This window comes from uncultured Salinisphaera sp. (assembly GCF_964012375.1).
Taxonomy (GTDB): Bacteria; Pseudomonadota; Gammaproteobacteria; order Nevskiales; family Salinisphaeraceae; genus Salinisphaera.
Genome location: NZ_CAXGSH010000038.1, coordinates 25,277 through 32,382, shown reverse-complemented (window position 1 = coordinate 32,382; position 7,106 = coordinate 25,277). Strand labels below are relative to the sequence as shown.

5 protein-coding genes and 1 riboswitch are annotated in these 7,106 nt (G+C 64.3%); of the genes, 2 read left to right on the top strand and 3 right to left on the bottom strand.

Going from position 1 to position 7,106, the window contains the following annotated elements:
- Window positions 1-324 precede the first annotated feature (324 nt).
- Both ABNU97_RS08575 and ribB read right to left on the bottom strand, forming a co-directional pair.
- Window positions 325-1,122, bottom strand: a complete 798-nt coding sequence (locus tag ABNU97_RS08575) for a MerR family transcriptional regulator (RefSeq protein ID WP_348766321.1) — start codon at window positions 1,120-1,122, stop codon at window positions 325-327.
- Between the two features lie 66 nt (window positions 1,123-1,188).
- Window positions 1,189-1,830: a 3,4-dihydroxy-2-butanone-4-phosphate synthase gene (gene ribB, locus ABNU97_RS08570; RefSeq protein ID WP_348766320.1), complete on the bottom strand. Its 642-nt coding sequence runs from the start codon at window positions 1,828-1,830 to the stop codon at window positions 1,189-1,191.
- Window positions 1,831-1,903: 73 nt separating this feature from the next.
- A riboswitch (FMN riboswitch) is annotated at window positions 1,904-2,049 on the bottom strand.
- 110 nt (window positions 2,050-2,159) lie between these two features.
- Here ribB and ABNU97_RS08565 point away from each other — a divergent pair.
- Window positions 2,160-3,311, top strand: coding sequence for a pyridoxal phosphate-dependent aminotransferase (locus tag ABNU97_RS08565; RefSeq protein WP_348766322.1), 1,152 nt, complete (start codon window positions 2,160-2,162; stop codon window positions 3,309-3,311).
- Window positions 3,312-3,420: 109 nt separating this feature from the next.
- On the opposite strand, the gene ABNU97_RS08560 is transcribed toward ABNU97_RS08565, so the two are convergent.
- On the bottom strand, window positions 3,421-4,599 hold the full coding sequence (locus tag ABNU97_RS08560; protein WP_348766319.1) for a ferritin-like domain-containing protein: 1,179 nt from the start codon (window positions 4,597-4,599) through the stop codon (window positions 3,421-3,423).
- Window positions 4,600-5,070: 471 nt separating this feature from the next.
- On the opposite strand from ABNU97_RS08560, the gene tkt reads away from it, so the two are divergent.
- Window positions 5,071-7,071 (top strand): transketolase, encoded by a 2,001-nt coding sequence (tkt, locus tag ABNU97_RS08555; protein ID WP_348766318.1) that lies wholly within the window; start codon window positions 5,071-5,073, stop codon window positions 7,069-7,071.
- Window positions 7,072-7,106: the final 35 nt, after the last annotated feature.

The following is a 7,106-nucleotide window of genomic DNA, read 5'->3' as shown; positions in this document are numbered from 1 at the left end:
GTGCACGAACACGAGTACGAGCGCATCCGCTGGGCCTGCGACATGGCAGGCCAGATGCACGCCGTCACCCCGAACCCAGACGGGTTCGTCGGCGTTGTTGGCGATGCTGTCATGATGCGGCATTGGCCACGTCCGATGTAATAGTTACATCAAACGGTGTCACAAAGGCGGGGTGAAAGCAACTACGCCTGCGAAACAGCCAGAGCCGACAAGCGCAAGCATTCCTCGGCGGGGCCGCGCTGTTTCAAATCGATCAGGAAATGCTTTGCAGGTCAGCCTGGGGCGCCGGCACGCGGCCGTGGGCGCGCCAGTAAAACGCCGGGCTTAGCGCGCGTCGTGCAGGTGTTCCATGAGCAGGGCGAGGCGATCGCCCAGGTGGCGATCGGCGGCCTTGCCCATGGCGCGGGCGACCTCCGGCAACACGGCCATTTCCACGAGCGGGCGGAAACGCCAGACGATATCGGCGAGTTCCGGCATGTCTTCCTTGGGCGGCAGCTGGCCTTCGCCGTAGCGATCGAATACGTGGATGGCGACCAGGCGCACCATTTCGTCGGCGGCCTGTTCGACGTTGCGGCGCAGGTAGGCCACCACGTCCAGCATCTCTTCCAGCGGAATGCCGACGGCTACGAGTTCGGCGCCGGCATGCAGCATCCGCGGGCTGGGCACGCGATAACGCATGCCCTCGGGGCGGATCACGTCCAGATCGATCGCCTTTTTCAGCGCCGAGCGCGAGAACTGGCCGCCGAACTTCTTGAGCAGCTGCGGCATGGTGACGTAATCGGGGACTTCGTCCGTCCACGGGCTGGCCACGGCCGTCTCCAGCCCCAGCAGGCTGCCGATATCGTTACCGCGTTCCCAGCTGCCGATCAGCTCACCGATATTGGCGAGCGTATAGCCGCGTTCCAGCAAACGGTTGATGATACGAAGACGCGACAGGTGCGCATCGTTGTAGATGCCCTTGCGCCCGCGCCGCTCCGGCGGCGGCAGCAGGCCTCGATCCTGATAGGCGCGGATGTTGCGCACGGTGCTGCCAGTCTCGCGCGCGAGTGCGTCGATCGAGAATTCCGGCGGCACCTTGTCGCTCGCCTCGCCGTCGTCGGTGGTCTTGGAAGCACTTGTCATGACGAAAGGATAGCCCGGCAGGCGATTGCCGTCATCCGCGGCGTGCTGTAGCGCGCTCGCGTCGGGCTAGGCACAGCGCGCGGTGCGTGCTGCACGATAGGCCGCGATTTCCTCGATGGTCAGAATCGGCAGGCCATGGGCTTCGGCATAGCGCTGGATATCGTCATTGCCGGCCATGGTGCCGTCGTCGTTCATCAGTTCGCAGAGCACCGAAGCCGGGCGCAGGCCGGCCAGGATCGCCAGATCCAGCGAGCCTTCGGTATGGCCGCGGCGTTCCAGCACGCCGCCGGCGCGCGCGCGCAGCGGAAACACATGGCCGGGGCTGACAATACGGCGCGGCCCGTCGATCGACTCGAGCGCGGCGGTGATCGTGCGTACGCGATCGACGGCGGAAACGCCGGTGGTCACGCCTTCCGCGGCTTCGATTGATACCGTAAAGCCGGTGCCATGCCGTGCCTGGTTGTCGCGCACCATCGGCTCGAGTTCGAGCGCGTCCGCGCTGGCCTGATCCAGGCACAGGCAGACAATGCCGCTGCCGTTGCGGATCATGCGGACCATGGTTTCGGTCTTGAGGTTGTCGGCGGCGGCGACGATGTCGGCTTCGTTTTCGCGATCGGCGTCGTCGAGCAGCAGCACCGGATCGCCGGCACGAAACGCGGCGATAGCGGCGGCCAGGCGCGGGTGGTTGTGGAAGTCGTGTTGGGGCATGAAACGTCCTCTTTGCTGAGTCAACGTTTCAGGGCGACAGGCGCGATAGGCGTGCCCCTGCGCGGTGGCCGCCGTGCGTCTTCTTTCATCCGGACTGTGACCGTCGGCTCTGGCATCGCACCAGATCTGCTGACCCTCGACCATCCGTCGAGGCGCTCGCGGGCTCGTCGCTAACGACATACCGCCGGTGGGGAATTTCGCCCCGCCCTGAAGACGGCCGCAAGTATAGCCGATCGCGCCGTTGTCCGACAGATCGGTTGGGCGCCGGGTCGCATGCGCCATCCACAGGCCCTACTATTTCGCCTCGTTCCACCACTGCAATCATGCGCATGCAATTCGCCAGCAAACTGCCGGCCGTGGGCACCACCATCTTCAGCGTGATGAGTGAACTCGCCGCCCGGCACAATGCCGTGAACCTGGGCCAGGGCTTTCCCGATTTCGAGCCGCCGCTACGCCTGCGCGAGGCGCTCGCCCGTGCGGTTGCCGACGGCCGTAACCAGTACCCGCCCGGTATCGGCGTGGCCGCGCTGCGTGAACAGATCGCGGCCAAGACGAACGCCCTGTACGGGCGGGCCACCGACGCCGACACCGAAGTCACGGTGACCTCCGGGGCGACCGAGGCGATATTCGCTGCGATTGCGGCCACGGTGGGCGCCGGCGACGAGGTTATCGTGCTCGACCCGGCCTACGACTGTTATGTGCCGGCCATCGAACTGCAGAATGCCCGCGCCATCCGGGTGCCGCTTACCCGGCCCGATTTCGCGATCGACTGGCAGCGGGTCGCCGATGCCATCGGCCCGCGTACCCGGATGCTCATCGTCAACTCACCGCATAATCCCACCGGCGCGGTGTTGAGTGCGGCTGATCTCGATCGGCTCGCCGCGCTGCTGCGCGATACGTCCATCATCGTGCTGTCGGACGAGGTGTATGAGCACATGGTCTTCGACGGCCAGGCCCATCAGAGCGTGGCCCGTCACGACGAGCTGGCCGCGCGCAGCTTCGTGATCAGCTCCTTCGGCAAGACCTATCACTGTACCGGCTGGAAGATCGGCTACTGCGTGGCGCCGCCGCAGCTGACCGCGGAGCTGCGCAAGGTGCATCAGTATCTGACGTTTGCCAGCTTTGCCCCCGCGCAATGGGCGCTGGCCGACATGCTTGCCGAAGAGCCGTCTCACCACCTGGAATTGGCCGATTTCTATCAGGCCAAGCGGGATCGGTTCCGGGCGCTGCTTGCCGACACGCCGTTGACTCTGCGCGACGTGCCCGGCGGCTATTTTCAGCTGGTCGACTATTCCGCGGTGCGCGACGTCGATGATGCAACGTTCGCGCAATGGCTGGTCAAAGAGGTCGGCGTGGCCGGGGTGCCGCTGAGCCCGTTTTTTCAAACGCCTCCGGACACGCGCCTGCTGCGCCTGTGCTTTGCCAAGAGCGATGCCACGCTCGTCGCCGGTGCCCAACGGCTTGCCGCGATCGAGATATAAAGCCGGTTTGCATGCCCATAAAAAAGCCCCGGCCGAGGCCGGGGCTAAAGTTCACGAGGGGCGCCCTCGTTGAACGGGTATGGAGGTTTTATTTCGCGGTTATAGGAATTCAGGTCGTGGTGTTGCTGCTTTGTGTGGCACCGCCGCTGGCTTCCAGCGCCTCGGCAGCCGCGATATTCGTGCCTTCCGGGAAAAAGCTCGTCGACGGCACGTTGTTCGCCATCGGGCTCACGCTGTTGGGCGTCAGGTAGGCGATATTGTGGATCTGTGCCGGCGTGCGCGAGAACGTGATGCCGCTACCGTCGGTGGGGACGATGTTGGTTGCATCGTAATTCATGCCGTAGATCGAAACGCTGTTAACGCCGTCACCGGTGATGCCCTGGTCGAGATCGTCTTCGCCGTCGAGGCTGTCGCGAGCCCCGGAAATGGCGTTTATCACGGCGCCGAGCGGCAGGGTCTGGTCGCCTTCGCTGGTATTGAAGGTCACGGTTTCGCCGTCTTCCGCACGCGCCGTAAGAATCGTGCGCACCAGGCCCGCGTGATAACCCTCGACCGAGAGTATGCCGGCGGCTGCGGTCAAAAAGTCGCGATTACGCAGGAACTGGGCGCCGCCCTTGTAAGCCGTCACGCCGACGTCCTCGAATATGAAGGCCCCGATAAGGAAGCCAAGCGGGCTGGCGTACGGGTTGAACGTCGCGGTCGCACCGCTGCCGATCACGCCGGCGCCGCGCAGGGCCGCGGTTGCGGCGAAGTCGAAGGAGCTGCTCAGGTTGATCGTCGGACGGGCGATCAGCCCGCCGGCCTGGGACAGCCCCGAGCGCAGGAACTGCACGTGATCGAGCTCGTCGGAGGCGATCTCGGCGGCATAACGGCCGATCAGGCCTTCGCCGGTGAAGTTGACCGCACCCTGCTGCGGGAAGGTGACGGTACCGGCGGGCATGCCGCCATCGCTGCCACTCGTGTCGGAGGCCTGCAGGCCGGAACCGGTCACGGCGCCCAGATAGTATTCGGCTTCCAGGTATTCGAGGTTGAGCGCGAACTGCAAGACGGCAGCGTCGCTGGGTGCGTTCGCGAACAGATCGTTATTGCCGGCGTTGTTGGACTGGGCATTCGCAAAGCCGTCGTTGTCGCTGCAGGCTGCCAGCAGCGAACTGCCGACCAGGCCGGCCGAGAACATGCCGGCATTGCTCAGAAACCGCCGCCGCGAGTTGCTGATGGGTTTGCCCGTCGTGCCGCTGATGATTTCGACCGGTTTTTGTTGTTCTGTCTTGGCGTTTTGGTCTGCCATGAGCTGAATCCCTCTGGTTTGTGGAAATCGGTGTTGCAACCGATGGACAAGGCATGGCCGACGTGCGCCGTGTTAATACTTGCTCTGGGTGTCAGCGCACGGTAACGGCAATAGCCCCATGACCGACGCTAGCACAGCCAATCCGCGAGTCGAGGGCAGGGCGGGATACGGGGGTGCTGTCTTTAGGCGATTCTACGCTCGCCCATTTGGGCATTATTTACCAAGCGCATGATAATTAAGATTTTTGCAGGCGCATCGTCAGGCATCTCGGCGTCGATTAAATATTCATGACGGGGCGTGGATTGCCTGCGGGATGGCTGCGATTGCGCGATTTATGCCCGCGTCCAGCGCCGGTGCAGGGCAAGGTGCCCGGCAATTCGTGCCCGTGCGGGCACTTAATCCTGTGTTGCCCACATGGGCGCTTTAATAGACAATGCACGGCCTTTGTCAAGCCGCGTCATAGGATTGTCGATGCCTGCACGCCGTGATCTCGCCAACGCCATCCGTATTCTGTCGATGGACGCCGTCCAGCAGGCCAACTCCGGCCATCCGGGCATGCCCATGGGCATGGCCGATATTGCTGAGGTGCTGTTCAACGACTACATGAAGATCAATCCGGGCAATCCGGACTGGGTCGATCGTGATCGTTTCATTCTGTCCAACGGGCACGGTTCCATGCTGCAGTACGCGCTACTGCATCTGACCGGCTATGACGTATCGCTCGACGACATCAAGAATTTTCGTCAGCTGCATTCCAAGACCCCGGGTCATCCGGAAAACTTCATGACCCCGGGCGTCGAGACGACCACCGGCCCGCTGGGCCAGGGTCTGGCCAATGCCGTGGGCATGGCGCTGGGTGAAGCCGCGCTGGCAGCGCGCTTCAATCACGCCGATGCCACGCTCGTGGATCATTACACCTGGTGCTTCGCGGGCGACGGCTGTCTTATGGAAGGCATCTCGCACGAGGCCTGTTCGCTGGCCGGCACGCTCGGGCTGGGCAAGCTGATCGTCTTCTATGACGACAACGGCATTTCGATCGACGGCGAAACCCAGGGCTGGTTCACCGACGACACGCCGGCCCGCTTCGAAGCCTATGGCTGGCAGGTGGTGCGTAACGTGGACGGCCACGACGCCGACGAGATCAAGACCGCCATCGAAACCGCGCGCCAGGAAACCGGCCGTCCCACCCTGATCTGCTGCAAGACCGTGATCGGCTGGGGCTCGCCCAACAAGCAGGGCACCGCCGGCGTGCACGGCGCCGCGCTAGGCGACGAAGAGATTGCCGCCGCGCGTAAGCAGATCGGCTGGGCCGACGAAACGCGCTTTGCCGTGCCGGACGATATCTATGCGGCCTGGGACAAGCACGATCGAGGCGCGACCGCCGAGAAGAACTGGCAGGACGCCCGTGCGGCCTATGCGGCCAAATACGCCGACGACATGGCCGAGTTCGAACGTCGCATGGCAGGCCAGATGCCGCGCGACTGGCCGGCACAGTGCCGTGCCTTCATAGAAAAGGTACAGGCCGAGGGCAAGCGTACGGCCACGCGCAAGTCGTCGAAGGCGGCTATCGAAGCCTATGCGGCGCTGTTGCCGGAACTGATCGGCGGTTCGGCCGATCTATCCGGGTCGAACGGCACCGATTTCAAGGGCCATGTGCCGATCAGCGCCGGCGACTACAGCGGCAACTACGTCTACTACGGCGTACGCGAGTTCGCCATGACCGCGATCACCAACGGCCTGAGTCTGCATGGCGGCTTTACCCCGTTTGGCGCGACCTTCCTGACGTTCTCCGACTATGCCCGCAACGCGGTGCGCATGGCCGCGCTCATGCGCTCGCGCAATATCCTGGTCTATACCCATGACTCTATCGGCCTCGGCGAAGACGGCCCGACCCATCAGTCGGTCGAGCATATCGCCAGCCTGCGCCTGATACCGAACCTGCATGTCTGGCGTCCGGGCGACGACGTGGAAACCGCGGTCGCCTGGCAGGCCGCGATCGAGCGCGAGAACGGGCCGACCGCGTTGGCGCTGTCGCGCCAGGACGTCGATCACCAGCCGCGCGATGCGTCTCAGGTGGCCGCCATTGCGCGCGGCGGTTATGTGCTCAGCGAGCCCGAGGGCGAAGCGCAGGCACTGATCATCGGTACCGGCTCCGAGCTGGACATGGCCGTCGCTGCCGCCGATCGCCTGGCTCAGGAGGGCGTGACTGTACGCGTGGTTTCCATGCCCTGTATCGAAGCCTTCGATGCCCAGGGCGCCGACTATCGCGAATCGGTGCTGCCGGCGGCGATCGCTGCGCGCGTGGCGGTCGAGGCCGGGGTCAGCGACAGCTGGTATCGCTTCGTTGGCGCCACCGGGCATGTGGTCGGCGTGAACGATTTCGGCTCGTCGGCCCCTGCCGGCGATGTCTATGCCGATATGGGCGTGACCGTCGACAGCGTGGTCGACGCCGTGCGCGCACAGCTGGGCTGAAGCCCGGCCCGTATTCAATTCATGTTCTTACTGGC